The organism is Halomonas sp. DP4Y7-1 (assembly GCF_019800705.1).
Lineage (GTDB): Bacteria > Pseudomonadota > Gammaproteobacteria > Pseudomonadales > Halomonadaceae > Halomonas > Halomonas litopenaei_A.
In genome coordinates, this window is sequence record NZ_JAHVKS010000004.1 from 130,612 (window position 1) to 155,037 (window position 24,426).

At 62.3% G+C, this 24,426-nt stretch carries 28 protein-coding genes; 18 read left to right on the forward strand and 10 right to left on the reverse strand.

Annotated elements, in window-relative coordinates; translation table 11 throughout:
* Positions 1-30 precede the first annotated feature (30 nt).
* The 4 genes from lptC to KUV72_RS09565 all read right to left on the reverse strand — a co-directional run bounded on the left by lptC (position 31) and on the right by KUV72_RS09565 (position 3,236).
* Positions 31-606, reverse strand: coding sequence for an LPS export ABC transporter periplasmic protein LptC (lptC, locus tag KUV72_RS09550; RefSeq protein WP_222238127.1), 576 nt, complete (start codon positions 604-606; stop codon positions 31-33).
* The gene (locus KUV72_RS09555) at positions 603-1,169 is read right to left on the reverse strand and encodes a KdsC family phosphatase (protein WP_222238337.1); all 567 of its coding nucleotides are present in this window, start codon (positions 1,167-1,169) and stop codon (positions 603-605) included. The genes lptC and KUV72_RS09555 overlap by 4 nt, the downstream gene beginning before the upstream one ends.
* An 84-nt stretch (positions 1,170-1,253) precedes the next feature.
* The gene (locus KUV72_RS09560; protein ID WP_374107028.1) at positions 1,254-2,261 is read right to left on the reverse strand and encodes a KpsF/GutQ family sugar-phosphate isomerase; all 1,008 of its coding nucleotides are present in this window, start codon (positions 2,259-2,261) and stop codon (positions 1,254-1,256) included.
* A gap of 33 nt (positions 2,262-2,294) precedes the next feature.
* Positions 2,295-3,236, reverse strand: coding sequence for a calcium/sodium antiporter (locus KUV72_RS09565; RefSeq protein ID WP_222162997.1), 942 nt, complete (start codon positions 3,234-3,236; stop codon positions 2,295-2,297).
* Between the two features lie 247 nt (positions 3,237-3,483).
* On the opposite strand from KUV72_RS09565, the gene KUV72_RS09570 reads away from it, so the two are divergent.
* The 9 genes from KUV72_RS09570 (at position 3,484) to hisD (ending at position 10,527) form a co-directional block, all read left to right on the forward strand.
* Positions 3,484-4,293 carry an ABC transporter ATP-binding protein gene (locus KUV72_RS09570; protein ID WP_206937225.1) on the forward strand — a complete coding sequence of 270 codons (810 nt, stop codon included), beginning with the start codon at positions 3,484-3,486 and terminating at the stop codon, positions 4,291-4,293.
* Positions 4,290-5,072, forward strand: a complete 783-nt coding sequence (mlaE, locus tag KUV72_RS09575; RefSeq protein WP_206937228.1) for a lipid asymmetry maintenance ABC transporter permease subunit MlaE — start codon at positions 4,290-4,292, stop codon at positions 5,070-5,072. The genes KUV72_RS09570 and mlaE overlap by 4 nt, the downstream gene beginning before the upstream one ends.
* Before the next feature lie 17 nt (positions 5,073-5,089).
* Entirely contained in the window at positions 5,090-5,554 is a 465-nt protein-coding gene (mlaD, locus tag KUV72_RS09580; RefSeq protein WP_206937232.1) for an outer membrane lipid asymmetry maintenance protein MlaD, read from the forward strand.
* Positions 5,555-5,587: 33 nt separating this feature from the next.
* A complete protein-coding gene (locus KUV72_RS09585; protein WP_222162998.1) occupies positions 5,588-6,238 on the forward strand; it encodes a phospholipid-binding protein MlaC in 651 nt (216 codons plus the stop codon).
* Positions 6,235-6,570: a lipid asymmetry maintenance protein MlaB gene (locus tag KUV72_RS09590; RefSeq protein ID WP_222162999.1), complete on the forward strand. Its 336-nt coding sequence runs from the start codon at positions 6,235-6,237 to the stop codon at positions 6,568-6,570. The genes KUV72_RS09585 and KUV72_RS09590 overlap by 4 nt, the downstream gene beginning before the upstream one ends.
* Positions 6,571-6,831: 261 nt before the next feature.
* On the forward strand, positions 6,832-7,086 hold the full coding sequence (locus KUV72_RS09595) for a BolA family protein (RefSeq protein ID WP_206937239.1): 255 nt from the start codon (positions 6,832-6,834) through the stop codon (positions 7,084-7,086).
* A 13-nt stretch (positions 7,087-7,099) separates the two neighbouring features.
* Entirely contained in the window at positions 7,100-8,362 is a 1,263-nt protein-coding gene (murA, locus tag KUV72_RS09600) for a UDP-N-acetylglucosamine 1-carboxyvinyltransferase (protein ID WP_222238128.1), read from the forward strand.
* Between the two features lie 75 nt (positions 8,363-8,437).
* Positions 8,438-9,088 carry an ATP phosphoribosyltransferase gene (gene hisG / locus KUV72_RS09605; protein ID WP_206937245.1) on the forward strand — a complete coding sequence of 217 codons (651 nt, stop codon included), beginning with the start codon at positions 8,438-8,440 and terminating at the stop codon, positions 9,086-9,088.
* Positions 9,089-9,213: 125 nt separating this feature from the next.
* Positions 9,214-10,527 (forward strand): histidinol dehydrogenase, encoded by a 1,314-nt coding sequence (hisD, locus tag KUV72_RS09610; protein WP_206937247.1) that lies wholly within the window; start codon positions 9,214-9,216, stop codon positions 10,525-10,527.
* A gap of 315 nt (positions 10,528-10,842) precedes the next feature.
* Here hisD and KUV72_RS09615 read toward each other — a convergent pair whose 3' ends face one another.
* Entirely contained in the window at positions 10,843-12,093 is a 1,251-nt protein-coding gene (locus tag KUV72_RS09615) for a Do family serine endopeptidase (protein ID WP_222163002.1), read from the reverse strand.
* A 113-nt stretch (positions 12,094-12,206) separates the two neighbouring features.
* On the opposite strand from KUV72_RS09615, the gene KUV72_RS09620 reads away from it, so the two are divergent.
* Positions 12,207-12,968, forward strand: a complete 762-nt coding sequence (locus tag KUV72_RS09620) for a Nif3-like dinuclear metal center hexameric protein (RefSeq protein WP_206937261.1) — start codon at positions 12,207-12,209, stop codon at positions 12,966-12,968.
* A 171-nt stretch (positions 12,969-13,139) separates the two neighbouring features.
* Here the strand turns inward: KUV72_RS09620 and KUV72_RS09625 are convergent, their stop codons facing one another.
* Complete coding sequence (locus KUV72_RS09625) at positions 13,140-13,571, reverse strand: YhcB family protein (RefSeq protein WP_206937263.1); 432 nt, start codon at positions 13,569-13,571, stop codon at positions 13,140-13,142.
* Positions 13,572-13,775: 204 nt separating this feature from the next.
* On the opposite strand from KUV72_RS09625, the gene zapE reads away from it, so the two are divergent.
* From zapE to KUV72_RS09665, 8 genes are all read left to right on the forward strand, one after another.
* Positions 13,776-14,942, forward strand: coding sequence for a cell division protein ZapE (gene zapE, locus KUV72_RS09630; RefSeq protein ID WP_206937266.1), 1,167 nt, complete (start codon positions 13,776-13,778; stop codon positions 14,940-14,942).
* Between the two features lie 242 nt (positions 14,943-15,184).
* The gene (rplM, locus tag KUV72_RS09635; RefSeq protein ID WP_206939133.1) at positions 15,185-15,613 is read left to right on the forward strand and encodes a 50S ribosomal protein L13; all 429 of its coding nucleotides are present in this window, start codon (positions 15,185-15,187) and stop codon (positions 15,611-15,613) included.
* A gap of 13 nt (positions 15,614-15,626) precedes the next feature.
* Positions 15,627-16,016 carry a 30S ribosomal protein S9 gene (gene rpsI, locus KUV72_RS09640; RefSeq protein WP_206937268.1) on the forward strand — a complete coding sequence of 130 codons (390 nt, stop codon included), beginning with the start codon at positions 15,627-15,629 and terminating at the stop codon, positions 16,014-16,016.
* A 660-nt stretch (positions 16,017-16,676) separates the two neighbouring features.
* Positions 16,677-17,276 carry a ubiquinol-cytochrome c reductase iron-sulfur subunit gene (gene petA, locus KUV72_RS09645; RefSeq protein ID WP_222163004.1) on the forward strand — a complete coding sequence of 200 codons (600 nt, stop codon included), beginning with the start codon at positions 16,677-16,679 and terminating at the stop codon, positions 17,274-17,276.
* A complete protein-coding gene (locus KUV72_RS09650) occupies positions 17,276-18,535 on the forward strand; it encodes a cytochrome b (RefSeq protein WP_206937274.1) in 1,260 nt (419 codons plus the stop codon). Before petA ends, KUV72_RS09650 begins: the two co-directional genes overlap by 1 nt.
* Entirely contained in the window at positions 18,535-19,305 is a 771-nt protein-coding gene (locus KUV72_RS09655) for a cytochrome c1 (RefSeq protein ID WP_222163005.1), read from the forward strand. Before KUV72_RS09650 ends, KUV72_RS09655 begins: the two co-directional genes overlap by 1 nt.
* A gap of 181 nt (positions 19,306-19,486) precedes the next feature.
* Positions 19,487-20,113, forward strand: a complete 627-nt coding sequence (gene sspA, locus KUV72_RS09660) for a stringent starvation protein SspA (protein WP_206937280.1) — start codon at positions 19,487-19,489, stop codon at positions 20,111-20,113.
* 231 nt (positions 20,114-20,344) lie between these two features.
* Positions 20,345-20,899 (forward strand): ClpXP protease specificity-enhancing factor, encoded by a 555-nt coding sequence (locus tag KUV72_RS09665; protein ID WP_222238129.1) that lies wholly within the window; start codon positions 20,345-20,347, stop codon positions 20,897-20,899.
* Positions 20,900-21,030: 131 nt separating this feature from the next.
* Here KUV72_RS09665 and KUV72_RS09670 read toward each other — a convergent pair whose 3' ends face one another.
* The 4 genes from KUV72_RS09670 to KUV72_RS09685 are packed head-to-tail and all read right to left on the reverse strand — an operon-like array spanning position 21,031 to position 24,413.
* Positions 21,031-21,621, reverse strand: a complete 591-nt coding sequence (locus KUV72_RS09670) for a BON domain-containing protein (protein ID WP_222238130.1) — start codon at positions 21,619-21,621, stop codon at positions 21,031-21,033.
* A 12-nt stretch (positions 21,622-21,633) separates the two neighbouring features.
* On the reverse strand, positions 21,634-22,227 hold the full coding sequence (locus KUV72_RS09675) for a phosphoheptose isomerase (RefSeq protein ID WP_206937288.1): 594 nt from the start codon (positions 22,225-22,227) through the stop codon (positions 21,634-21,636).
* Positions 22,228-22,273: 46 nt separating this feature from the next.
* On the reverse strand, positions 22,274-22,654 hold the full coding sequence (locus KUV72_RS09680) for a YraN family protein (RefSeq protein WP_261317431.1): 381 nt from the start codon (positions 22,652-22,654) through the stop codon (positions 22,274-22,276).
* Positions 22,635-24,413 carry a penicillin-binding protein activator gene (locus KUV72_RS09685; protein WP_222238131.1) on the reverse strand — a complete coding sequence of 593 codons (1,779 nt, stop codon included), beginning with the start codon at positions 24,411-24,413 and terminating at the stop codon, positions 22,635-22,637. Before KUV72_RS09685 ends, KUV72_RS09680 begins: the two co-directional genes overlap by 20 nt.
* Between the last annotated feature and the right edge of the window lie 13 nt (positions 24,414-24,426).

A 24,426-nucleotide genomic window follows, 5' to 3' on the forward strand; every position in this document is an offset into this window, starting at 1 on the left:
GTTAGGGCTCGGGCTGAGTGTGGCTCTGGCTTATTGAGGCTCTGGCGGATGATAGCCGGTGACATTGTCGGTCAGACGGGCGGTATTGTCATGGATCCAGGCATCGAAGCGCTCGCCTCGCATTTCCTGGGGGGGCTGGCGCAATACCGCAGGCGTCTCACTCCAGGCGTGGCCTGAATCGCTGTCATAGACCAGTACCTCGGTATCCAGCTGCCAGCGCTCGGCAGGGGCCTCAAGGTGGGCATCTCCGGTCAGTGTCAGAGGGTTGCCGTCCGGGCCAAGTTCGCCGTCGGTGGCAGTGGCGATCCACAGGCGGCCACTGTCATCGACAAGCTCCATGTCAGGTTGGTCGACGCGGGTGATGTCATCCAGCGGGGTGTGCACCAGACGTGGGGTCGTGATGCGTTGATGGGGCGCACCCTCGGTGTCGAAGCGCGTCAGGGTGGCATCGATCAGGTAGTAGTCCGGCTCGCCGGCCTGATCGTCGGTGATCAGGTCGGGCACAGTGCCGTCCCGCGGGTCGAGCAGGGCCAGACCACCGCCCAGCACCAGCAGCAGGATGACCAGCCAGAAACGGAAACCGGGCCGCAGTGCACGCCATGTCATATCAGGGGTCCGTCCTTCAGATAGCTGTTCACCACGCCGTCGAGGCGGCCCTGGGCCGCCAGCAAGGTATCCGTGATTTCGCGTACTGCGCCATGACCGCCGCAGCGCTCGGTGACCCAGCGGGCGCGTTCGCGAATGTAGAACGGGGCGCCTGGCACGCTGATGCCCACGCCACAGCGGTCAATGCACGGCAGGTCGGGCAGGTCGTCTCCACAATAGGCCACCTCTTCCAGTGACAGCGACAGCTCGGCGCACAGCGATGCCAGCGCCGGCAGCTTGCGTTCGACACCTTGCTGGACGTGCTGGATGCCCAGCGCCTTGGCGCGCTGGGAGACCATGGGTGAGCTACGCCCGGTGATCAGGGCGACGTCGATTCCCGCGCGCCTGGCCAGCTTGATACCGTGGCCATCGAGGGTGTTGAAGGCCTTCAGTTCCGTACCGTCGGCATGAAAGATAAGCTGCCCATCGGTCAGCACGCCGTCCACATCCAGCGCCAGCAGCTTCACGCGGCCAAGTCGTTGCACCAGGTCAGGGGAGAGTGAGGCAAGTGGGTCGTGGGCCATCATGGCGATCCTTGATGTTGAGTGGGCAGAAGGTGTGACGGCAGCTGCCCGGCGGTAGCGCCCGGAGTGCCGCCAGGCCAGGCGTCAAATGACACCTGCTGCCAGCAGGTCATGCATGTGTAGCGCGCCAACCGGGCGCTGCTGGTCATCCACCACCGCCAGAGCGGTGATGCGACTGTCTTCCATCAGCTTGACGGCTTCCGCCGCCAGGGTGTCGGGACGGATGCGCCGTCCGGGACTGGTCATGACATCGTCCACGCTCAGGGTGCTGAAATCCTGGTGGCGGTCAAGGGTTCGGCGCAGGTCGCCATCGGTATAGACGCCCGCCAGGGTACCGTCATCGGCCACTACGCAGGTGAAACCGAGGCCCTGGCGGGTGATCTCGAGCAGAGCATCCCTGAGCGGTGAGCCAGTCGCCACGACGGGAAGTCTGTCGCCGGTATGCATCAGGTCTGCCACCGTCAGCAGCAGGCGTTTGCCCAGGCTGCCGCCGGGGTGGGACAGCGCGAAGTCTTCCGCGGTAAAACCGCGGGATTCAAGCAGTGCGACGGCCAGGGCGTCACCGAGGGCAAGCGCTGCCGTGGTAGAGGACGTGGGGGCGAGGTCGAGCGGGCAGGCCTCGCGTTCGACGCCGGCATCCAGGTGAGCCTCGGCGTGGCGCGCCAGGGTCGATCCGGGCCTGCCGGTCATGCTGATCAGCGGAATGCCCATACGCTTCAATAGAGGCAGCAAGGCGGTAACTTCGGCAGTCTCGCCGGAATTGGACAGCGCCAGGACCACGTCACCTGGGGTGATCATGCCAAGGTCGCCATGGCTGGCCTCACCGGGATGAACAAAGAACGCCGGGGTGCCGGTGCTGGCCAGAGTGGCGGCAATCTTGCCGCCGATGTGGCCGGATTTGCCCATGCCTGTCACCACTACCCGTCCTTGGCAGGCCAGGATCAGCGTGCAGGCGCGCTCAAAGGCCTCATCGAGGCGCTGAATCAACGCATCGACCGCGTCGCGCTCCAGCTCCAGCGTGCGCCGGGCGATAGCGCGAACATTGATGGGTGTCGAGGGCGACGCCCCGTCGGGAAATTTGGTCATGGCCATGATTGTTGCCGTTTACCACCGTTGTCACAAGGGTCAGGCTGTCAGGGAGGTACCCAGCCAGAACAGATAGAAGGCGTAGCTGGCTGCCAGCAGCGCGCCGACGATGCGTCCGACGCGCCCGCGGCGCTGCCACAGCAGGATGGCCGCCAGCGCCAGCGTCAGGCCGAGCATGACCGGGAAGTCGCGCCCCGCGGCGTCAGGGTCGGTGGCCCCCGGTGCCAGCAAGCCAGGTACGGGCAGCACGGCCAGCATGTTGAACAGGTTGGAGCCGATGACATTGCCGATGGCGAGGTCGTGGTGACGCTTCAGGGCGCTGGCAACACAGGCGGCAAGCTCGGGCAGGCTGGTGCCGATAGCGACGACGGTCAGGCCAATGACCAGCTCGCTCACCCCGAAGGAGCGTGCCAGCTCGGTTGCGCCCCAGACCAGCCCGCGGGAGCTGGCGATCATCACCGCCAGGGTCACGACCAGCCAGACAAGGGCCTTGCCCAGCGCCATGCCGGGGATCTCGCCGGCGACCTCCTGCTGCCCTTCGTCTGCGCGAAATAGCCACCAGATGCTGAACACCAACAGGGCCAGCAGAAGGGCCGCGTCGACGCTGTTCAGCTGGCCATCGGCCAGGGCATAGCCGGCCAGTCCGGTCGCGCCCAGCAGTAGTGGCAGTTCGCGACGAACGATGCTGAAACGCACCGGAATCGGTACGACCAGGGCGGTCACGCCCAGTACCAGCGCGATGTTGGCGATGTTGGAGCCGAGTGCATTGCCGGTAGCAAGGTCAGGCGTGCCATCCAGGGATGCCATCACCGACACGACGATCTCCGGGGCGGAGGTGCCGATGGAAACGATGGTCATGCCGACCAGCATGATGCTCATGCCGGCGCGATACGCGGTTGCAGCGGCCGCGCCAACGAAGCGATCGGCGCTCCATAGCAGGCCAACAAGACCAAGAGCGACAGCGACGAGCGGTAACAACATGCGGACAACCTGATGGTGAATATCGAGGGCGCCCATTGAACCCTGCCAACATCCTGCGCGCAAGCGCGCAGCCGCTGCACTGGCGTGGCATGTTTCAGTTAAGATACGATGTTCGAAAACCGAGCGCATGGCAACGCGCTCTATCATGTTTCCTGGTTCCATGGTCGTGGCGGAGCCCGTCTGCGTTTTGCAGCGAGCGAGGCAACGGCGTTTGTTTCATGGCGACCATCATTGTTTGGGGACTGCGATGACGGCTTCCTCCTTGGTGGAGGTGGAGAACCTGCATTTCACGCGCGGCGATAGAGATATCTTTCGTGGCGTGGATCTCTCCATTCCCCGCGGCAAGATCACGGCCATCATGGGCCCCAGTGGTACCGGCAAGACCACTCTGCTGAAGTTGATCGGCGGGCAGCTGGCGCCGAGCGCCGGCAGGGTGCTGATCGACGGGCACGATGTGCACCGACTGTCGCGCAAGGATCTGTTCCAGATGCGGCGACGCATGGGCATGCTGTTCCAGAGCGGTGCGCTGTTCTCCGACCTTAGCGTGTTCGAGAACGTGGCGTTTCCCCTGCGCGTGCATACGGATCTTCCGGAGAGCATGGTGCGCGATGTGGTGCTGATGAAGCTCGAAGCGGTCGGGCTGCGTGGTGCTCGCGATCTGATGCCTTCGGAGCTGTCTGGCGGGATGACGCGGCGAGTGGCGCTGGCGCGTGCGGTGGCCCTCGACCCTGAGCTGATTCTGTATGACGAGCCATTCGTCGGTCAGGATCCGATCTCGATGGGTGTGCTGGTTCAGCTTATTCGTCGTCTCAACCAGGCGCTGGGCTTGACCTCGGTGGTGGTCTCCCATGATATCAAGGAGACCTTGTCCATTGCCGATTATGTCTATGTGGTAGCGGACGGAAGAGTCATGGCCCACGGTACGCCCGCTTCTCTGGACGTCGAGCAGGACCCCCGCGTTAGCCAGTTTGTGCATGGCGAGCCGGATGGGCCTGTCCCGTTCCATTACCCGGCCAATGATTTCTATGACGATATTCTGGGGCAGGAGGAAGCATGATCGAGCGGATCAGTCGCCTTGGGCGGCGTGGCTGTGACCTGCTCGAGGCAGTGGGCCGGGCAGGGCTATTTCTAGCGCAATCGATGTTTGGCCGTCCCACCATGGGGGGCATCAGTCTGTGGATTGCCCAGGTCTACATGGTCGGTGTGCTGTCGCTGGCGATCATTCTGGTATCTGGCCTGTTTATCGGCATGGTGCTGGCGCTGCAGGGCTACACCATTCTGGTCGACTTTGGCGCGGCGGATGCGCTGGGGCAGATGGTGTCCCTGGCCTTGCTTCGCGAGCTGGCGCCGGTGGTGGCGGCACTGCTGTTTGCGGGACGTGCGGGGTCAGCGTTGACCGCCGAGATTGGCCTGATGAAAGCCACTGAGCAGCTGACCAGCATGGAAATGATCGGCGTCGATCCGCTGCGTAGAATCGTGGCGCCCAGACTGTGGGCTGGCTTTGTCTCGCTGCCGCTGTTGACCATCGGTTTCAGTGTAGTGGGTATCTATGGCGGTTATCTTGTCGGCGTCGAGTGGCTGGGGGTGTTCGAGGGCTCCTATTGGGGCAACATGCAGGCCAGCGTCGGGTTCTTCAACGACATTGGCAACGGCATCGTCAAGAGCCTGATGTTTGCCTTGGTAGTGACCTGGATCGCCGTGTTTCAGGGTTACGACCTGATCCCGACCTCCGAAGGTATCTCGCGGGCGACCACCCGGACCGTAGTGTATTCCTCCCTGGCCGTACTGGGCTTGGATTTCGTGTTGACCGCCGTGATGTTCGGCGGGCTTTCCTGATTTTTCGGAGACTGCCCATGAAGCGCAGCAAGACAATGGAATTGAGTGTTGGCCTGTTCATGCTGGCCGGCATATTGGGCCTGGTGTTCCTGGGGCTCAAGGTCAGCGGGCTCGACCTGCAGCGCGCCGACGATACCTTCGAGCTACGTGCCAACTTCGCCAACATCGGCGGTCTCAAGCCGCGGGCGCGGGTGACCATGGCGGGCGTTACCGTGGGTCGGGTCGAGAGCATTGACCTGAATACCGAGTGGTATGACGCCGAAGTCGTGATGTCTCTCGATAACGAACTTTCCGGCATGCTGCCGGACGACAGCACGGCGGCCATCTTGACGTCCGGCCTGCTGGGCGAGCAGTACATCGGTTTGTCCGTCGGCGGATCGCCGGAGATGATCGAGGACGGCGGTGTCGTGCGAGACACTCAGTCCGCGCTGGTGCTAGAGGAACTCATACAGCAATTCGTGTCCAACCTGACGAAAGACTGATCCGGCAGTTTCCGGACTGACAAGGAGGCTTCAATGACCCGTTCTCTGCACGCCATGGTTCAGCTGCGGCGCTGGATGGTAGCGCTGATGATGGTGCTGGTCAGCTTGCCCGCTCTGGCCCAGCAATCTCCCGAGCAAATGATTCGCGACAGCATCGATGGCTTGATGGGCAAGATCGATGGCCGTGAGTCGTACTATATGGAGCACCCTCAGGAGCTCAAGCAGGTGGTGGACGATAGCCTGCGCGGTGTTGCCGACTTTCGCTACATAGGCGCCAGCGTGATGGGGCGGTACTTCAACAACGCCACCCCGCAGCAGCGCTCTCGCTTCGTCGACGTCTTCAAGCAGACGCTGCTGGATACCTATGCCAAGGGCCTGGTGACGTTCGAGTATGACTCCATTCGGGTGCTCGATAACCAGTCGGCGGCTCGCTACGAGGATCAGGCCAGCGTCGACATGGAGGTGGTGGCGACCGATGGCACGGTGTACCCGGTCAGCTACACGCTGCGTCAGTCCAACGGCAAGTGGCAGGTGGTCAATGTGATCGTCAATGGCATCAACCTGGGCCTGACATTCCGCAATCAGTTTGACCAGGCGATGCGCCAGTACAACCGCGACTACGACGCAGTCATCAACAACTGGAGCCCCGACGTGGGTGTCGACGAGCTGGAGCGTGGTGCGTGAGCGTATTGATCGAAGTGGCGTCGGCCCGGTTGCTTGAGGACGAAGGCACCCTGAGGGTCTGCGGCAAGGTCAACTTCGAAGGCGCTGCCGAAATGGCGGAAGCAGGGCGTGAGTGGCTCGAAGAGCGGGCGCCGGGCTCCCCTGTGTGTCTCGACCTCAGTGAGGTCGAGCACGTGTCCAGCGCCGCGCTGACGATGATGCTCGAATGGGCGCGAACCATGCGTCGCGCAGGACTGTCGTTGAACAGCATCAAGCTGTCGCCGCCGCTATGGCAGTTGACGGAGCTTGCGGGACTCGACGATCTGTTGCCGTCGACCTGCGCACGCGCCTGACCGCTGTCGTCACTATCGTGCATGCCGCGCCCCCGAATGCGATGCGTATTCGGGGGCGCGCTGCTTTCGGGAGTCATCAGCGACAGGCCCCGTCGTGCCGTAGCCGGCTTGACCGCCGGCGGCACGTACCGAGCCTGGGGAAAGTGTCTACGTCATCGCCAAGCGCGTCGCTTTTCTTTACCATATGCCCTTTGTGTTTTTTCGGGCGCGGCGCACCCTCGTCGGCGCACCGTGTCTTACGCCAGTTGAAGGAGCAGGGGCATGCAACCCAGCGACGTTAAAGCGCTGCTCGAGAGCCGAGTCGACGGCTGCGAATTTCATATCCAAGGTGAAGGCTGCAACTTTCAGGTCATCGCCGTGGGCGAACGCTTCGCCGGACTGACGCCGGTCAAGCGTCAGCAGGTTATCTACGGCGCATTGTCAGAGGAAATTGCCTCTGGTGCCCTTCACGCCGTCAGTATCAAGACGTTTACCCCTTCCCAGTGGCAATCGGCCGCTGAGAACACTGGAGCCTGATGGTAGCGCCCGCATGGACAAATTGATCATTACCGGCAACGGACCCGCCGAGGGCGATGTCTGGGCCAGCGGTGCCAAGAACGCGGCTCTGCCGATTCTGTGTGCCACCTTGCTTTCCGAAGAGCCGGTAACCATCGGCAATCTTCCTCATCTTCAGGACATCACGACCACGCTTGAGCTGCTTGGCCATATGGGCGTGCAGGCCGTGATGGGCGAGAAGATGTGTATCCAGCTCAATGGGGCTCAGGTCAGCGATTGTCATGCGCCCTATGAGCTGGTCAAGAAGATGCGTGCATCGATTCTGGTGCTGGGTCCGCTACTGGCCCACTTCGGCAAGGCGGATGTGTCGCTGCCAGGTGGCTGTGCGATCGGCTCGCGTCCGGTGGACCTGCATATTCGTGGCCTGGAAGCCATGGGTGCCGACATTCGGGTCGAGGGCGGCTACATTCGCGCCAGCAGTGATGGACGGCTGAAGGGTGCCACCATCTTTTTCGATGTGGTCACCGTCACCGGCACCGAGAACCTGTTGATGGCGGCGACGCTGGCCGAAGGTACCACCATTCTGGAGAACGCCGCCAAGGAACCCGAGGTGGTGGATCTTGCCGAGTGCTTGATCAAGATGGGTGCGCGTATCCGCGGTCATGGAACCGACACCATCGTGATCGAAGGTGTCGAGCGCTTGTACGGGGCGCATCATGATGTGATGCCTGACCGTATCGAGACCGGAACCTTCCTGGTGGCAGCGGCGTTGAGCCGAGGTCGCGTCAGGGTCCGGCGTACCCGTGCGGACATCCTCGAGGCGGTGCTGGCCAAGCTTGAAGAGGCCGGTGCCAAGATCACCACCGGGGACGACTGGATCGAGCTGGACATGCAGGGGCGGCGACCGCGAGCCGTCAATATCCGCACCGCGCCTTACCCGGCTTTTCCCACCGACATGCAGGCCCAGTTCGTGGCCATGAATGCCGTTGCAGAGGGTTCCTCGCGGGTGGTGGAGACGATCTTTGAAAATCGCTTCATGCACGTACAGGAACTGAATCGCATGGGCGCGAACATCGCCCTTGAGGGAAATACCGCGGTGATCACCGGCGTCGAACGTCTGTCTGGCGCCCCGGTAATGGCCACCGACCTGCGCGCCTCGGCGTCGTTGGTCATCGCTGCGATGATGGCAGAAGGTGAGACCCTGGTGGACCGGATCTACCATATCGACCGCGGCTATGAGTGCATCGAGGAAAAGCTGCATCTTCTGGGTGCACGCATCAAGCGCGTTCCAGGTTAAATGCGTTGGCGGGGGCGCCCCCGCCCCACGCGCGACACGCCACCTCGACATCCATCCCGACAACCGGGCGAGATCATGAGTAAGCAATTGATAGTGGCGCTCTCCAAGGGGCGCATCCTCGACGAGACCCTGCCGTTGCTGGCCGATGCGGGCATTCGTCCGGCGGAAGACCTGCGCAAGAGCCGTAAGCTGTTGTTCGACACCAACCTGCCGGACGTCAAGCTGGTGGTGATTCGAGCCACCGACGTGCCCACCTATGTCCAGCTTGGGGCTGCCGACCTTGGCGTCGCCGGCAAGGATGTGCTGCTTGAGCATGGTGCGGAGGGGTTGTACGAGCCGCTGGACTTGAACATTGCGCGCTGCAAGCTGATGACGGCAGGCATCCAGGGGGCTGAGCCTGCTCGGGCCAGGCGCCGGGTGGCGACGAAATTCGTCAATGTGGCGCGACGTTACTATGCCGAGCAGGGTATCCAGGCAGAGGTGATCAAGCTTTACGGGGCGATGGAGCTGGCGCCGTTGATGAACCTTGCCGACGAAATCGTCGATATTGTCGATACCGGCAATACCCTGCGTGCCAACGGCATGGAGCCCAGGGAGCTGATGGCGCATATCAGCACCCGTTTGGTGGTGAACCAGGCCTCGATGACGATCAAGCATGATCGGATCAAGCCGTTGATCAAGCGCCTGAGTGATGCGGTGGACGCGCGTCGGCAAGCCGCTGGCTGATCGGCGGGCTTGAGCGCCGGGATCAGGTGGTATGCCCCTGCTGACACGGTGGCAAGTGACGTGATAGAGCGTGACACGAAGGCGGGTGAGAGAAGGTGGTTGGACAAGACTGCGGAGATGACCAGATGGCCCAGCAAGCGCCGATAGTGGCAAGACTTTCGACCAGTGATGGCGATTTCACAGCGCGGCTTTCCGAGCTGCTGGCGTGGGAGGGGGTATCCGACCATCAGGTGCAGCAGACGGTCAGCGATATCATCGCCCAGGTACGCGAACAGGGTGATGAGGCGCTGGTAGAGCTCAGTCGGCGCCTGGATCGTCTCGAGGTGTCGAGCATGTCTGAGTTGCTGCTCGGGCCGGACCGCCTGCAGGCGGCCTACGACGGCCTGGAGAGCACTCAGCGAGATGCGTTGACCACCGCTGCCGATCGCATCCGCCGCTATCATGAGCGCCAGAAGCCAGAGTCGTGGCAGTACACCGAAGCCGATGGCACCGTGCTGGGGCAGAAAGTCACTCCGCTGGATCGTGCTGGCGTCTATGTGCCTGGTGGCAAGGCAGCGTATCCCTCATCGGTGTTGATGAATGCGGTGCCTGCCAAGGTGGCGGGTGTGGGCGAAATCGTCATGGTCGTTCCTACCCCGGATGGCGTGGTCAATGACCTGGTGCTGGCAGCTGCCCATCTTGCTGGGGTCGACAAGGTGTTTACCCTGGGTGGCGCCCAGGCGGTGGCTGCGCTGGCCTACGGCACGGCCAGCGTGCCCAGGGTCGACAAGATTGTCGGGCCAGGCAACATCTATGTCGCCACCGCCAAGCGCGCGGTGTTCGGGCAGGTCGGCATCGACATGATCGCTGGCCCGTCGGAAATCCTGATCGTCTCGGATGGCAAGACGGACCCGGAGTGGCTGGCCATGGATCTGTTTTCCCAGGCCGAGCACGACGAGATTGCACAGGCGATTCTGGTCAGCTGGGACGAACAGCACCTGGCCGAGGTAGAGCAGGCCATGCAGCGCTTGCTGCCCACCTTGGAGCGTGAAGAGATTGCCAGGGCGTCTCTGGCCAACCGCGGTGCGCTGATTGCCTGTCGTGATGAGGCGGAAGCGATTGAGCTGATCAACCGCATTGCCCCCGAACACCTTGAGCTGTCGGTGGAGAAGCCGGAGCTGATGGTCGACCAGGTGCGGCATGCGGGGGCGATCTTCATGGGACGTCACACGGCAGAAGCGCTGGGAGATTACTGTGCTGGCCCCAATCACGTGCTGCCTACCTCCGGCACGGCCCGCTTCTCCTCGCCGCTAGGGGTCTACGACTTCCAGAAGCGGTCGTCTCTGATCCAGTGCTCGCCAGAAGGGGCGTCAGTACTCGGTGAGACGGCGTCGGTGCTGGCCCGGGGCGAGTCGCTGACGGCTCACGCGCGCTCGGCAGAGTATCGCATCAAGCGCTGATCCTGGCGTCCAGGCAGGCGCTGCTCTGCTTGGTGGTAGAACACAAAAGGCCCGGAATTTCCGGGCCTTTTGCGTTGTTGGGCGTTGTTGCCTGGGCGTTGTTGTCAGAGCTTTTTATCAACGCCTTGTTGTCAGCGCTCTGGAGGGGGTAGGGCGCGCTGGGCAGACGCTGGGGCTGTTCCAGGGGCGGTCCGCGCGGTTCTCCACAACGAATTTTCTACAGCGGCCTTTCCACCGAGGCCTTTCCACGTCGGGCCCAGATAGCTACTGCCCGCACAGGAGGTTCAGAGAGCAGAGGGGGGCGGCAAGCCCCTGTCAGTTGTCGGGGGCGGTTTCCTCATCCTGCAAGGCCTGTGACTGTGGTGTGGGGCGCTCGCCGACTTCCAGCGTGACGTTCAGTCGCTGACCCTTGCGTGCGACGCTGACGCTGAGCTCGGTTCCCGGTGCAACTGCGGCGATATCGCTCATGGTCCGCCGGGGGTCGATAACGGCGCGTCCGTCGACCTCCAGCAGCACATCCCCGGGTTTGAGACCCGCCTGATCGGCAGGGCCGTCGGAGACGACGCCGGCGATGATGACCCCAGCGGGAACCTGCAGTCCAAAGGAGGTCGCCAGCTCCTGGTTGAGCTCCTGGGCCTCGATGCCGAGCCAGCCGCGGATCACGCGACCGTGGGTCACCAGCTCATCCAGGATGCTGCGCGCCAGATTGGCAGGGATAGCGAAGCCGATGCCCTGGGAGCCTCCGGAACGCGAAAAGATGGCGGTGTTGATGCCGACCAGTGCCCCTTCAGGATTGACCAGGGCGCCCCCGGAGTTTCCTGGATTGATAGCCGCGTCGGTCTGAATGAAATCCTCGTAGGCATTGAGCCCCAGATGACTGCGTCCTGTGGCACTGATGATGCCCATGGTAACGGTCTGGCCTACTCCAAAGGGATTGCCGATCGCCAATGAAACATCGCCCACCGCCACTTGGCGTGAGTCGGTCAGCTCGATCACGGGCAAATCGTCGAGATCGATCTTGAGCACCGCCAGGTCGCTTTCCGGGTCGGTGCCAATGACCTGGGCCAGTGTCTCGCGGCCATCGCGCAGGGCCACCTGTACCTGGTCCGCGCCGCTGATGACGTGGTGGTTGGTCAGGACGTAGCCGTCGGCGCTGACGATGACGCCAGAACCCAGGCTCGACAGCATGCGCTGACGGGAAGGGACGTCATTGTTGCCGAAGAACTGACGGAAGAAGGGGTCCGACATAAGAGGGTGTGTGTCGCGCTCGACCACCCGAGACGAATACACATTGACCACCGCGGGCGCCGCTTTTTCGACCGCCTCGGCGTAGCTGACCGGTCCGCCCTCGCGGCTGAGGGGCGCTGCCTCGCGCACTTCCGGCGCGGGCCGCGGGGACGTCGTCGGCTCGACCGAGAGGGGTTGTTCGGGTGGGGTCAGTACCGGCGGCGATGTCAGCGTGGAGGGCGTGCGGCCCAGTCTCTCCGGGAAGGCATTGATCAGCACAATGGCCAGGAGGATGCCGGTGAGGACTGGCCAGAAATAGAGGGAAAGGGTGCGTCGCATGCGGCGGAGGTCCTTGTTTGGCGGTCGCGGGCTGGCGAGGCGGTGCGTACAATGTGCGGCATTGTAGCATCGCTGAGGTGATGCTTGTCTGGACCTGCTTCAGGAGAACCTGCATGACGCAACGTGATGAGCTGGTGGCGGCCTGTGACCAGCTGCTGAATGTGTCCCGCTTCAAGGACTACACGGAGAATGGCCTGCAGGTCGAGGGCCGTGCCAGCGTTACCCGGGTCATGTCAGGCGTGACTGCATCCCAGGCGCTGGTCGATGAGGCGGTGCGCTGGCAGGCAGATGTGCTGCTGGTGCATCACGGCTACTTCTGGAAGAACGAGCCGGTGGCGATTACCGGCATGAAGCGCAAGCGGTTGGGTGCGCTGCTGGGCAGTGACATCAATCTGCTGGCGTATCACCTGCCGTTGGACGCTCACCCTGAGCTTGGCAATAACGCCATGTTGGCGCACCGACTCGGCCTTAGCGTGGCGGGTACCCTTGATGCCCCCATGGGGGAAGGGTTGCTGTGGCACGGGCAATTGAAGCGTCCGTCGACGATCGCTGAGCTGGCTGGGGCAGTGGGTCAGGCGTTGGCGCGGGAGCCCTTGTTGGTCGAGGCACCGTCCCAGGCGCCGGTCAGTCGGGTCGCCTGGTGCACCGGTGGTGCGCAGGACATGATTGCTCAGGCAGCGGCGGCGGGGGCCGAGGTCTTTATCTCGGGTGAGATCTCCGAAAGAACCACGCATATGGCCCGAGAGTTGGGTATCCACTACTTGGCGGCAGGCCACCATGCCACCGAGCGTTATGGGGTCGAGGCGCTTGGGGAGTGGCTGAAGCAGCGCTTCGGGGTGGAGCACCGCTTTGTGGATATCGACAATCCTGCCTGACGCCATGTCGTAACAGGAAAGATAGCAAGGGATGCGCTATATGAGCGTCTGGGCGGACCATGTGGTGCGGGCCCGGCGTCACCCTCGGCTTATGTCGACAGCCCTACGCAAGAGCCCGCATTATGCGGGCTCTTGCTGTTATGCGGGCGGGAGTGCGGTTAGCGGCTAGGGTCAGAAACGAGGCGGACGCGGCTCGTCCTCATTGGCGCTGCGCAGGCCGAAGTCTTCGGACAGTGTGCCACGGTTGCCGTCGGCGTAATCGCGAGGAATCGATAGATCTTCCTCGGCGGCAGCGGTGGGCTGCACGGTGTTCTCCTGGCTGATGGCCGTGCTGCCCAGCTGTTGGGCGGAGTCATGCAGCTGGCGGTTGAGTGCCTGTGCGTCCTGGCAGACTTTTTGTGTTAGCTGCTCCATGCGCTGAAGGTGCTCATCAACACCGTCCTTCCACTCGGTCAGCTGGCGTTCGCGTTCGGTCAGCTTGAGGCGCATGCGCTGGGCGCTTCGGGCGCCACCATTGAGCAGGTGGTAACCCAGTGCGCCGAGGCCGATGCCTGCCACCAGGCAAGCCGCTGCCAGGATCATGTTGAGGTTGCTTGGTTCCACTTGGTTCTCCCTGAGCACTTTCTGACGGCCGGGCGTCTCGCCCCGGGCGTCGGGCCATTATAGAGGCTTTGTCTCATAAAGGGTCAATGCCGTGTCCTGACCGTGGGCCCCGCCTGGGTGGTTACGCTCAGCACGGCGGTCCTGCCATTCTGTCGTGGTCTGCGTATAATGCGGCTCCGAACTTGTTGACAGCCAGGACGCTACATGAGCTCTTCTGTGTCGAGCGCAGGCCGCCCAGAAACCCCGCAGGAACGCTATCAGCGTGATCTGCAGCGCGCTGATTTTACCGAAGACGCCGCCCAGGCCAACGCAGTGGCGCAGCTGCAGCGGCTGTATGACGAGCTGGTCGCGGCGCCGACACCGCGAGCACCTCAAGCGGCGCAGCGAGGTCTGACATCGCGTCTCAAGGGATTGTTCGGGCGTGACCAGGCGCCGGAGAAGCCGCCGGTGCCCGACATTCGCGGTCTGTACTTCTGGGGAGGCGTCGGCCGCGGCAAGACGTATCTCGTCGATACGTTTTATGAGGCGTTGCCCTTTCCGCAAAAGATGCGGACGCATTTCCACCGGTTCATGCAGCGCGTCCACAACGAACTCGACCATTGCAAGGGCGAGAAGAACCCGCTGCGGTTGGTCGCCGGCAAGTTCGCGGAAGAGGCGCGAGTGATCTGCTTTGACGAGTTCTTCGTCAAGGACATTACCGATGCGATGATTCTGGCGAATTTGCTGGAGGCGCTGTTTGAGCGGGGGGTGGTGTTGGTGGCCACGTCCAACATCGTTCCTGATGACTTGTACAAGGACGGCTTGCAGCGGGCCCGTTTCCTGCCGGCGATCGACTTGCTCAATCGCCACTGTGAGGTGGTCAATGTCGACTCAGGCGTGGACTACCGTCTGCGTGCGTTGGAGCGGGCCGAGATTTTCCATCATCCCCTGGACGATGCGGCAGATCAGGAGCTTGAGCGCAGCTTTCGCGAGATCGCAGGCCAGGAGGGCGAGCATCAGGTGCCCGTCGAGGTCAATCATCGGGTTCTGCATGCCCGTCGTCTTCACGAGGACGTTGTCTGGTTCGACTTCCTCGAGCTATGCGACGGACCGCGCAGTCAGAACGATTACATCGAGCTGGCGCGCGAGTTCCATACGGTGCTGGTGTCCTGTGTGCGCAAGATGGACGGTGCCACCGACGATCAGGCTCGCCGCTTTATCAACATGGTCGACGAGTTCTATGATCGCGGCGTGAAGCTGCTGATGTCGGCTGAGGTGGAGGCCGAAGCGCTGTATCACGGGGGTAAGCTCGAGTTCGAGTTTGAGCGAACGCTATCGCGGCTGCAGGAAATGCAGTCACGGGAGTATCTGGCCTTGCCGCACAAGCCGTGAGCCACCGCCGTTGGCTGTCAGGAAAAGACCCCGCTGTAGAAACAGAGGGTGACGTCGAGCCTGTGGTTGTGTAGAATGCGCGCTCGCTCGACCGTTGTGCCGACACCCCGGTGGGTTGTGGTGTCGGGCAACCAAGAAAAATAGGGATGATCTCTGCACGGTGCTGCCTGGTGTCGCGAGTATTCAAGCGCTATCAGGAGAAGAGCCGGGAGATCCAACACATCGAATTGGTGATTTCATCCATGAAGACGTTCAGTGCTAAGCCGCAGTCCGTCCAGCGCGACTGGTATGTCGTCGATGCCGCGGACAAGACGCTCGGTCGTCTGGCTACCGAAATTGCTCGCCGCCTGCGTGGCAAGCACAAGCCGGAATACACTCCCCATGTGGACACCGGTGACTACATCGTCGTCATCAACGCCGAGAAGGTGAAGGTGACTGGCAACAAGGCCAGCGACAAGATGTACCACCGTCACACCGGTTACCCGGGTGGCCTGCGCTCCATGACCTTCAATCAGCTGATCGACCACGCGCCTGAGCGTGTCATCGAAGGCGCCGTCAAGGGCATGCTGCCGAAGGGCCCGCTGGGTCGTGCCATGCACGCCAAGCTCAAGGTCTACGCCGGTTCCGAACATCCGCACGCTGCCCAGCAGCCGCAAGAACTGAACATCTGAGGGAATCTTCGCCATGACACAGCAGTATTACGGTACCGGGCGCCGCAAGACCTCTACCGCGCGCGTCTTCCTGAAGCCGGGCACCGGCAAGATCACCGTCAACAGCCGTGACCTGAACGAATACTTCGGCCGTGTTACCGGTCGCATGGTGGTTCGTCAGCCGCTGGAACTGACCGAGACTCTCGAGCAGTTCGACGTCTACGTCACCGTCAAGGGCGGCGGCGGCAGTGCCCAGGCTGGCGCTATCCGTCACGGCATTACCCGTGCCCTGATGCAGTACAATGAAGACTTCCGCAAGCCGCTGCGCGCAGCTGGCTACGTCACTCGTGACGCACGTGAAGTCGAGCGTAAGAAGGTCGGTCTGCGCAAGGCGCGTCGTCGCCCGCAGTTCTCCAAGCGTTAATCGATACGCTTGCCGATCGCACAGCGCCCGGGCCATTGGCCCGGGCGCTGTCGTTTTCGGATGCGGTTTTTGCGCGTGTGCGCGTGGCGTCTACGTCGGTAACGAGCCCGAACTTGCTCCCAGGGGCTGTCGCTCCGTGCGTTTCTCGTGTCCTCTCTGCGTCTCCCGCTTCTTGTCGCTCTTCTTGTGCTTCTTCTTGTGTCTCTTCCTATCCCTTCCTATCGGTTTTTCTCTAGCTCGACCTCTGATGGTCTCCTTGCGCTGCCTCCTTCTTGCTAGCGTGCCTCCCTCTTGGTTTCCAGTGCGCTACCCCTTTTACCACGCTGCGTCTGCCGCGAGTGCTGCACCCGACCCGGCAGGGCGTGTTCCGCGATGCGACCGTTGATGACTTTTGTGCTGATCCGCTAGCCGTCCTGTGAGGCTGGAGTTGCGGCCTTGATGCGCTTGAGGCCCTTCTTTTGCCGCAGGGCGCTCGGGCACATCGTCATAAAGTTGTTCCATGTCAAATGTATGGGGCTTGCACGGGGTGTCTTGCCCGGAGGTCTTCTTGTGCGGGTGGGGGGGATTTCCTAACATACAAGCCACTTGTATCCGTGGTCACGGACATTCAAGGGACCGTGAAAACAACAACGGATAAAGTCTGATGGGAGAAACCAGATCATGGCAGACAACGGCGTGAACAAGGGGCGGCGCCGTTTCCTCGTGGGTGCTACCTCCGTGGTTGGGGCGGTCGGCACTGTCGGGGTAGCGGTTCCCTTTGTGGCATCCTGGCAGCCGAGTGCCAGAGCGCGGGCGGCAGGGGCTCCCGTTCAGGCGGATATCTCGAAGCTCGAGCCGGGGCAGAGAATGACCGTCGAGTGGCGCGGGCGGCCTGTATGGGTCATCAATCGCACTCCAGAGATGATTGAGCGAACCGAGGCGCTGGGAGAAGACGTGCTGGCCGACCCCGAGTCTGCCAAGCCGCAGCAGCCCGGCTATGCCGGAGGCCATTTGCGCTCCATTCGGCCTGAGATCGGGGTGCTGGTGGGGATCTGTACGCACCTTGGCTGCTCGCCGCTGTTCAAGCCCGAACCCAATGCCGAAGGGGTGGGGGTAGAAGACTGGCCGGGCGGCTTCTTCTGTCCTTGCCACGGTTCGCGTTTTGATCTGGCGGGCAGGGTCTTTCGCAACGTTCCCGCTCCCGTGAACCTGGAGGTTCCGCCCTATTACTTTGTCAACGAGTCGGTCATCGTGGTCGGTGAAGACGGGGAGGGTGCGTAATGGCAAATCCCAACAAGGCCAAGGCCGAGCGCGGTCTCATGCGCTGGATCGACGATAGATTCCCGGCGACCCAGATGTGGCAGGAGCATCTGTCAGAGTATTACGCGCCCAAGAACTTTAATTTCTGGTACTTCTTCGGATCCCTCGCTCTGCTGGTGCTGGTCAATCAGATTCTGACCGGCGTCTGGCTGACCATGAGTTTCAACCCCAGCGCCGAGGGCGCCTTTGCCTCCGTCGAATACATCATGCGGGATGTGGAGTACGGCTGGCTGATCCGCTACATGCACTCCACCGGCGCCTCGGCATTCTTCCTGGTGGTCTATCTGCACATGTTTCGTGGTCTGCTCTACGGCTCCTACAAGGCGCCCCGTGAGCTGGTCTGGATCTTCGGCATGGCGATCTATCTGGCGCTGATGGCCGAGGCTTTCATGGGTTACCTGCTGCCCTGGGGGCAGATGTCCTACTGGGGCGCTCAGGTCATCATTTCCCTGTTTTCCGCCATCCCCGGCATCGGTCCGGACCTGGCCCAGTGGGTACGCGGAGATTACTTGATCTCCGGGATTACCCTGAACCGCTTCTTTGCCCTGCACGTGGTGGCGCTGCCGATCGTGATCCTGGCATTGGTGGTGCTGCACATCATTGCGCTGCATGAAGTGGGCTCCAACAATCCTGATGGCATCGACATCAAGGCCAAGAAGGATGAAACCGGCAAACCGCTGGACGGGATACCCTTCCATCCCTACTACACGGTCAAGGACATTGTGGGTGTCGCCGTGTTCCTGTTTGTCTTCTGTGCGGTGATCTTCTACTTCCCCGAAGGTGGCGGGTATTTCCTCGAGAAGCCCAACTTCGAGCCGGCGAATCCCTTGAAGACCCCGGACCATATCGCGCCGGTCTGGTACTTCACGCCGTTCTACGCCATCCTGCGCGCGATTACCTTCTCGCTGTTCGGTCTTGATGCCAAGTTCCTCGGCGTCATCTTCATGGGGGCAGCCATTGCAGTGCTGTTCGTGCTGCCCTGGCTTGACCGCTCGCCGGTGCGCTCGATTCGCTACAAAGGCTGGATCTCGAAGATCATGCTGGTGCTGTTTGCCATCAGTTTCGTGATTCTTGGTGTGCTTGGGGTATTGCCGCCCACGGCAGGCCGCACGTTGCTCGCCCAGGTCTGCACGGTGATCTACTTCGCCTTCTTCCTGCTGATGCCGATCTATACCCGGCTGGAGAAGACCAAACCCGTTCCTGAAAGGGTGACTGGCTAATGAAAAAGCAACTGTTCGCACTGCTCTTCGCGCTAGTCCCCATGGCCGCCTTGGCCGCGGGCGGAGAGGGGGTGCATCTGCGCAGCATGTCACCGGACCTGGAAAACCAGGCGTCTCTGCAGAGCGGGATGAAGCTGTACGTGAATTACTGCATGGGCTGTCATTCGCTCGAGTACCAGCGGTTTTCACGGGCTGCAGAAGACCTGGATATGCCTCAGGATCTGGTCGAGGATAATCTGATCTTTTCGCCGGATCTCGGCTACAACGATCAAATGCACAAGGCCATGAGCGCCGAGGATGCAGAAGTGTGGTTCGGCAAGGCGCCACCCGACCTGACCTTGGAGGCAAGGCTGCGGGGCACCGATTGGATCTACACGTACCTGCTGAGCTTCTATCGCGACAGCGAGCGGGCGACCGGGGTGAATAATGTGGTGTTCCCGTCTGTAGGCATGCCCAACGTGCTGGAGCCTCTGCAGGGGGTTCAGGAGCAGGTCTGCGCGGCGTCTGATCATGCGGTAGGCGACGCCGAGCTGGACCCGCTGACGGGCAAGTTCCAGTCCTGCGAGACGCTGCAGATTACCTCGCCCGGCAGCATGGAGCCCAAGGAGTTCGAGCAGGCCGTGTATGACCTGACCAACTTCCTTGCCTACGTCGGCGAGCCGTCCAAGCTTCATGCCCAGGCGCTAGGCCCCAAGGTGCTGATCTTCATATTTTTGTTCGGCATCGTGGCGTACTTCCTCAAGCGTGAGTATTGGCGCGACATTCATTGAGGCAGTGACAGCACGGGCGGGCGTATGGGAGACCATGCGCCCGCCGTGCGTTGTGCGCTATGATGTGGCGCCCCGTGTGGCGAAAACGCTCGCGCGAGGGTGAAAGATGTCCCCTTCTTGCCCCCCGTACAGGGGGTTGTCGTGTTATCATCCCGGCTTGAACTGATGCGAGGATTGTTTCATGGGTGTAGTGGCCAAGCGGTCGTCGATGATCTTCTATTCCGGTGGCGAGGACCATTTCAGTCACCGTGTGCGGATCGTGCTGGCTGAAAAGGGCGTCGCAGTGGATATTGTCGAAGTGACTGACGACAAGCATCCCGAGGAGCTTGCGGACCTGAACCCGTACAACAGCGTGCCGACGCTGTTGGATCGTGACCTGGTGTTGTACGAGTCCAAGGTCATGATGGAGTATCTGGACGAGCGTTTTCCGCATCCGCCGCTGCTGCCGGTCTACCCCGTTGCGCGTGCTCAGAGCCGTCTTTGGATGCACCGCATCGAGCGCGAGTGGTGCCCGATGGTCGATCGCATCCTGTCCGGCAGCAAGAAAGAAGCCGACAAGGCGCGTAAGGAACTGCGGGAGAGCTTGATAGGGATCTCGCCGATCTTCGAAGACATGCCGTTCTTCATGAGTGAAGAGTTCACTCTGGTGGACTGCTGCCTGGCGCCGATTCTGTGGCGTTTGCCCGCGCTCAACATCGAGCTGCCGGAGAAGCAGGTGCGTCCGTTGATGAGCTACATGGAAAAAGTGTTTGCTCGTGATGGCTTCCGCGCTTCTCTGTCCGAAGCCGAGCGCGAAATTCGTCCCTGAAGGCAACCTGCCCGTGAGAGTCGGTGCTGGGTGGCGACGCGCCGTTCGGGGCCGCGAGCGGTCCCGAAAGAATGACGGCGAGAGCGCTGCGGCCTCTCGCCTTTCTGCATGTTGCCGTGGTGCGGCTGCCTGGTTGCAGGCACGGAGTACGCCCAGTGTGGCGACACCCCGGGTAGCCGGCCTCGGTCGGGACGATCCGAGTTCCCATTTGCCAACCAAGAGGGCCAAAGTATGAAGTCCAGTCGACCCTATCTGGCCAGGGCGCTCTATGAGTGGCTGCTGGATAACGAATTGACCCCCTATATCGTCGTTGATGCCGAGTACGACAATGTCGAGGTGCCGAGACAGTTTGTCCAGAATGGGCAAATCGTGCTGAACCTTGGCCCAAGTGCAGTGCGTGACCTGCATATGGGCAATGACATGATTCGGTTTTCCGCGCGTTTCAGCGGCAAGTCAGAGCTTCTCTTTGTTCCCATCCCTGCATTGATCGCGCTGTACGCTCGTGAAAACGGTGTGGGCATGGTGTTTGGTCATGAGCCTGAGTTGCCGACCGATGAGGCCAACGATGTCGATGAGGCGCCTGTGCTTGAGAGTGTCAAGCGCCCACAGGCAGACGCCGAGCCGTCGGAGCAGCACAGCGCTGAGTCCAGTGGCGAGGAAGAGCGGACCTCGGCGGCAGAGGCTGACGAGACCGGCGCCGAGACCGATGCCAAGAGCGATGGCAAGAGTGATGGGCAGGCGAAGCCTCCGCGCAAGGGGCGGCCATCGTTGCGGGTCATCAAGTAACGCTGGGGCTTACCCCCGGTAGAGCGCTGCGCTGTCACCATGGTGTGGGTGGCAGGCGGTAGCGCTGGCCTTATCGTCAAAAAAAACGGCGTCCCCATGGGGACGCCGTTTTTTTCGCGGTGCCGGCAGCATCAGTCGATGTAGTCGAATACCTTGACGATGCGCTCCATTCCGCCCGCGTTGGAGACAATATTTACCGCACGGTCCGCCTCGGCGTGGGTGACCAGTCCCATCAGATAAACGGTGGCGTTTTCTGTCACCACGGTGATTCTTCCGGAGTCCACCTGATCGCTGGTGGCCAATGCGGTGCGTGCCTTGGTGTCGAGCCAGGCGTCATTGAGGCGCTGGCTGGTGGGCAGGTTTGCTGCCACGGTCAGTTCGTTGTGCACGCGGCGCACGTTGCGCACTTGGCTGACCACCTCTTCGGCGCGCTGCTTGAGTTCAGCACTGGGCACCTGGCCGGTCAGCAGGACTACGCCGTTGTAGCTGTCGACGTTGATACGGGCGTCGGCCAGTCGAGCATCGGTGCGTCCCAGGTTGTGAGCCGCCTTGGTCTCGATGCTCTCGTCTTCCACCGTGGCACCCAAGGTGCGTTCGCCGTAGTCCTCGTCAATGGTGCCGGGGTTGGTCACCGAGGTGACGGTGGTGCATCCCGCCAGGGCAATGGAGAGCAGCAGGGCGGCCAGCAAGGGGCGTGTGGGACGGGTGTGGGGTTGTTTCATGATATTCACTCGTTACTCGCTTGCACCAAAAAGTTGTTCGTCGATCAGATCGCACAGGCAATGGATGACCAGCAGATGCACCTCCTGGATGCGCGCCGTGGACGTCGCTGGGACGCGTATCTCGCAATCATCCTGTCCCAGCAGCGAGGCCATGTTGCCGCCGTCGCGACCAGTCAGGGCCACAACGGTCATGTCGCGATCATGGGCCGCCTGGATCGCCTGGATGACGTTGGCGGAGTTGCCGCTGGTAGAGATGGCCAGCAGCACGTCGCCGGGCTGTCCCAGGGCGCGAATCTGCTTGGAGAAGACCTCGTTGTAGCTGTAATCGTTGGCAATGGAGGTCAGCGTCGAAGTGTCAGTGGTCAATGCCAAGGCTGGCAGGCTGGGACGTTCGCGCTCGAAGCGGTTCAATAGCTCAGATGAGAAGTGCTGGCTATCACCGGCGCTGCCGCCATTGCCGCAGGCCAGGATCTTGCCGTCGGTGACCAGGCACTGGACCATCATCTGGCTGGCGACCTCGATGAACGGAGGAAGCACTTCGCTGGCATAGGTCTTGGTGTCGATGCTGTCGTTGAATTGTCCGAGAATTCGGCTCTGGAAATCCATGCTGCCTTCCTGGTCCATGGGGGCATCCGCGGGGACGCCCGGTGTGTCAGTTCGCTTCGAATGCATTGGCCAACCACTCGGTCTCAAGCTGTGGCGGGGCGCCGGTGATCGCCAGAACATCGAAGCGGCAGGGACATGATAGCCCGTTGCGCTGCAGATAAAAACGCGCCGCCCGGATTAGGCGGCGCTGCTTGGTCGTCGTGATGGTTTCCGCGGCCGAGCCGTGGCGGGTGGTGCGGCGATGGCGAACTTCCACGAAGACCAGGATGTCGCCATCGCGCATGACCAGATCGAGCTCTCCTCCCGGAAAGCGCTGGTTGCGCGCTACCGGGAGCAGGCCTTGCTGCTCAAGCCAAGCTTGTGCATAGCGCTCGATGGCCTGGCCGCGCTGAACGGCGTCCCTGGGGTCAGGGGGCCGCATTGGCATTGCTGGCGCCAGCGCTATCGCCGAGTCCGTCGCTGAACACCGGGGCCGGCACGCCGTCGCTGAACTGTGCCCATGGCAGCTCACGGTAGATGCGGCCGTCACCTGTGGTGCTCAGGGTGCCGGTAGCGCCCTGAATCCGCGAACCAGGCAGTGCCTGGATCTGGGGCATGCGACGAGCCAGCTCATAGGCGTCGACGCCCATGGCCATCAGGCGGAACATGGAGGGCGATCCTTGTTCCTTGAGTTCGCGGTAGCTGTCGTAGTAAGGCAGTGCCTCGGCGCCGCCCACCGCTGCGTCGGGGATGTTCCAGGGAATATCGGCGAATTGAACGCCGTTGAGGTCCTTGTCGAGGCGCGGCTGAGGGGAGCCTTCGTACAGGTGGGACGTCGCGTATACCGGCAGGTTGGAGGCCGAATAGTACTCCATGGTCGGCGGAACCTGGCGCGCGTAGTCTGGTAGAGCCAGCAGGAACAGCATGTCCGGACGCGGATTGCTGATGGCGCGGCGGGTGCTGTCGGTGGCCGGCGCCCCCGGGTTGTAGCGAACCGCGGTGGCAATGTCGCCGCCGAGCTCGCTCCAGGTGTTCCAGAAGGCTTCGCCAACACGCTGCCCCCAATCGTTGTCAGGCACCAGCATGGACGCACTGCGATGGCCATCCTGCCAGCCCCGGCGAGCCGCCTGGCGTGCTTCGTCTTCGGCAGACAAACCGTACTCGTACAGGTTCTTGGTCTGGTTGGCGGCGGATTGACCGTAGTTGAGGGCCAGAGTGGGCAGCGGCAGCTCGGCCCGGCTTTCCAGCTGAGTCACGTCGCTCTTGTCGAGCGGACCGATCACCACCTGGGCGCCGCTGCTCTGGGCCTGCTGGTAGAGTTGGTCGAGGCTTGCGCTGGAGGCATCCAGGAAGCTCAGCTGGGCACCGTTGCCGCCACCGTTGACAACGTTGGACTGCTGGGTGCGGATGCCTTGCTCGATGGCGTCGGCAACTCCCGCCAGCGGGCCTGATTCAGGCAGCAGTACGGCGATGTTCTGCACGCTCTGGCCGCGCAGTTCGCGTAGCTTGCCAATCTGGCTGGGCAGGCGGCGATTGGCCGGGTGGTCTGGGTTGGCGACGCGCCAGTCATCAAGACGGGCAAAAAGCCCCTGGATGTCGCCGCCGCTGCTGTTGACCAGACGGGTCAGCTCCAGCCAGCCCGTCACGATGGCGTTGTCGGGCTGGGACAGGGCGTCCAGTTGGCGGTTGTTGAGCACGCTGAGCTGGTCCCAGATGGCGTCGTTGATGTCTTCCCGGCCGGTATCGCTCTGCACCTGCATCAGCGCTCGGGCTGCCTCCTGGGGCTGGCCCAGCTGACCCAGGGCGAGTCCCTGGCGCAGGCGCAGCAGGTTGGCATCGTCGCTTGCCAGCTGCAGGTCATCCAGCACGCCAGCCGCCTTGATCACCGCCTGGGGGTTGCCCTCGCTGTCACCCAGCTCAGAGAGCAGCATCGCCCAGTCACGCAGGCTCTCGCCAGAGAGCTGGCTTGCGTCCAGGTTGTTCAGTACCTCGAGCGCCTGGGGGCGCCGCCCGGAGCGTGCTAGGATATCGCCCGCTCGCAAGCGGGTCTCGGCGGCTTCTGTGCCTTGTTGCTGTGCGGCCTGAGCAAGAAGCTGATCCGGGTCGTCATCCATGGCCCGTTGCACGATGCTTGGTGTGAAACTGCAGCCGGCCAGAGAGATGGCCAGTACAGCAGCGGCCACGGGGCCGCGAGTCAAAGTCCTCATGAATCCTTCCTTG